Origin of the sequence: uncultured Chryseobacterium sp., from assembly GCF_936933875.1 — a bacterium.
In the GTDB taxonomy this organism is placed as follows: Bacteria; Bacteroidota; Bacteroidia; order Flavobacteriales; family Weeksellaceae; genus CAKZIK01.
Genome location: NZ_CAKZIK010000036.1, coordinates 1 through 3245, shown reverse-complemented (window position 1 = coordinate 3245; position 3245 = coordinate 1). Strand labels below are relative to the sequence as shown.

Annotated in this window: 4 protein-coding genes; all 4 read left to right on the top strand. The window is 38.4% G+C overall.

Going from position 1 to position 3245, the window contains the following annotated elements; translation table 11 throughout:
* Positions 1 to 392, top strand: a 392-nt coding sequence (locus Q0252_RS06265; RefSeq protein WP_297984675.1) for a TonB-dependent receptor, incomplete at its 5' end; no start/stop codon positions are given.
* Positions 393 to 468: 76 nt separating this feature from the next.
* Complete coding sequence (locus Q0252_RS06260; protein WP_297984674.1) at positions 469 to 915, top strand: hypothetical protein; 447 nt, start codon at positions 469 to 471, stop codon at positions 913 to 915.
* 30 nt (positions 916 to 945) lie between these two features.
* The gene (locus Q0252_RS06255) at positions 946 to 1938 is read left to right on the top strand and encodes an aspartate-semialdehyde dehydrogenase (RefSeq protein ID WP_297984673.1); all 993 of its coding nucleotides are present in this window, start codon (positions 946 to 948) and stop codon (positions 1936 to 1938) included.
* 60 nt (positions 1939 to 1998) lie between these two features.
* Positions 1999 to 3018: a cation diffusion facilitator family transporter gene (locus tag Q0252_RS06250; protein ID WP_297984672.1), complete on the top strand. Its 1020-nt coding sequence runs from the start codon at positions 1999 to 2001 to the stop codon at positions 3016 to 3018.
* Positions 3019 to 3245 lie beyond the last annotated feature (227 nt).

Here is a 3245-nt window from a genome sequence, read left to right as displayed (position 1 = left end):
ATGCTGCACAGTTTACCGCTGCTCTAGGAGCTGATTTCAAAGTAACTGATTGGTTCAGCTTTGATGCACAGTACAGATATGCAGATAACCTTTATTCAGCGTTCGAACCGCAAAACAGAACTACTGAAACTTCTGCAGCAGCTGTAAAACTTCCTGCATATGGACTTTTAGATGCAGGTGTAGGTTTCAAATTACCTCTTAACGCAACTCAAGGTTTCAAATTCAGATTTAACGTAAACAACGTTTTGGATAAAGTTTACATTGCTGAATCAAGAACTAATATTGCTGCTGATACAAACCCTGCTAACAATTGGAATGGTATCAACAAAAACAATGAAGTATTTTTCGGATTCGGAAGAACTTGGAATGCTTCTGCAACTTTCAACTTCTAATCTATAGAACTTGATATATGTTAAATCCCGGCTTTTCGCCGGGATTTTTTTATCTTTGTTACACAAAAAAATATTTATGGATTTACACAACATCATTCTTAACGCACACCGCGGATTCGCTTATCTTGAACTGCTTTTGGTAGCAGTATTTTTAGTATCACTATTGCTTTGCATGTTCGGGTTTTCCGGAAAAATTTCGAAGCTTTTAAGAAAAGTGACGCTGTTCACCATGATTTTCTTCCACATCCAGTTTTTAATTGGTTTGGTAATGCTTTTCGGAACTTCCGGTTTTATGAACACTATTAACGAAATCGGAATGGGTGGATTAATGAAGAACGGAGATTTAAGATTCACGTACATCGAACATCCTTTCTCAATGTTAATCGCAGCTGCTTTAATGACGATCGTAAACAAAAAAGTAAAAACCAACGAAACCTTGAACTTCGGAATCGTAATCATGGGAGTTATCGCAGTAGCATTATTCCTTTATGCAGTTCCGTTTGCAAAACTTTTCGGGGCTTAATTTTTTAATTTAATAACGCAAAAAAATATAATGAAAGTAGCTGTTGTTGGCGCAACCGGAATGGTTGGTCAGGTAATGCTGAAAGTTTTGGAAGAAAGAAACTTCCCTATCACCGAACTGATTCCTGTAGCTTCAGAAAGGTCAGTAGGTAAAAAAGTTTCATACAAAGGAAACGAATTCGAAATAGTATCCATGCAAACTGCAGTAGATATGAAGCCGGAAATTGCTATTTTCTCAGCAGGAGGAGCAACGTCTTTAGATTGGGCTCCAAAATTTGCGGAAACTGGAACTACAGTGATCGACAATTCTTCAGCCTGGAGAATGGATCCTACGAAAAAATTGGTGGTTCCGGAAATTAATGCCAATGTTTTAACACCAGAAGATAAAATCATTGCAAACCCGAACTGTTCTACCATTCAGCTGGTGATGGTTCTTCATCCGCTGAACAAGAAATACGACATCAAAAGGGTCATCGTTTCCACTTATCAATCCGTTACAGGAACCGGTAAAGATGCCGTTGACCAACTCAACGGAGAAATTTCAGGAGACGATTCTGTAAAGAAAGTTTATCCTTACGAAATCTTCAAAAATGCATTGCCACAGTGCGATGTTTTCGATGCAGACGATTACACGAAAGAGGAAATTAAACTGATGAAGGAACCTAAAAAAATTATGGGTGATGATACCTTTAATTTAACGGCGACGGCGGTGAGAGTTCCTGTTCAGGGAGGACATTCCGAAAGTGTCAACATCGAGTTTGAAAACGAATTCGACCTTGCAGAAGTAAGAAAAATTCTTTCTGAAACTCCTGGAGTTGTCGTTCAGGACGATGTCTCAAACAAAATTTATCCCATGCCTTTGTATTCAGAAGGAAAAGATGAAGTTTTTGTTGGAAGAATCCGAAGAGACCTTTCTCAGCCAAAAACGTTGAACATGTGGATTGTTGCAGACAACCTCCGAAAAGGAGCAGCAACCAACGCAGTACAAATCGGGGAATATCTCGTAGCGAACAACTTAGTTTAAATACAATGCTCACGAAAGTGGGCATTTTTTATTGTTAGATACATCAAACTTTTTTAATTAATGCCGCAAAACAGCAATTCTTCTACAACCAATTTCCGATTTCAGCGAATTGTAGCGATTATTGGAATCATTCTTTTCATCGGGAAAATTATTGCTTGGCATTTAACAAATTCCGACGCGGTTTTTTCGGATGCCATGGAAAGTATTGTGAATATTATTGCTGGTTTTATGGGATTGTATTCGCTTTATCTTGCTGCCAAACCAAAAGATCACGACCATCCTTATGGACACGGAAAAGTAGAATTTGTAACGTCGGGAGTTGAAGGCGCTTTGATTATTTTTGCCGGAATTATCATCATCGTTGAAGCTGCAGATTCTTTACTTCACGGAAACGTTCCCAAAAAATTGGATTGGGGAATTCTGATTATCGCTGCAACTGCCATTATCAATTATCTTCTTGGTTACATTTCCTACAAAAAGGGAGTTAAAGAGAATTCTGTGGTGCTTCAGAGCTCCGGGAAACATCTTCAAAGCGATACGTTTACCACTTTAGGTGTCGTTATAAGTTTGATTTTGGTTTACTTCACAAAATTATATTGGATTGATGCGGTTGTTGCTCTCATATTCGGTACTTATATCATTTTTATAGGCTATAAAATCATCCGCAAAGCATTGAGCGGAATAATGGATGAAGCTGACCTCGGAATGCTTTCCAGACTCGCAGATTTCCTGAACAAAAACAGAAAACCGGAATGGATTGACATCCATAACATGCGTATTCAACAGCACGGAAGCGGTTTACACATTGATGCACACTTAACTTTGCCTTGGTATCTTGAACTTCGCGATGCCCATGCAGAAATGGAGGAAGTCATCAATAAAATCCTCAGCGAAACCGACAGAAATATCGAGTTCAATTTCCATATGGACGATTGCAAACCTTTCTCCTGCGAAATCTGCCAACTTTCGGAATGTAATGTCCGCCAAAAACCATTCGTTAAAAAAATTGAATGGGATGTAAAAACCATTTCCCAACCGCAGAAACACAATTATTCTCCAAACGAATCAACTAGAACGTAATCATTGTAGAGACGCGATTCATCGCGTGTCACATACATAATCAGATTTTCATTCAACCACAAAAGTCACAAAAGATTTAAGCTGAAAATTATGACGTATAAAAGTCAACAAAAGAAAAAATCTGCACAATCCGCGAAATCTGCGTGAGAAAAAACGCAATCATTGTAGAGATGCGATTCATCGCGTGTCACATACATAATCAGATTTTCATTCAACCACAAAAGTCA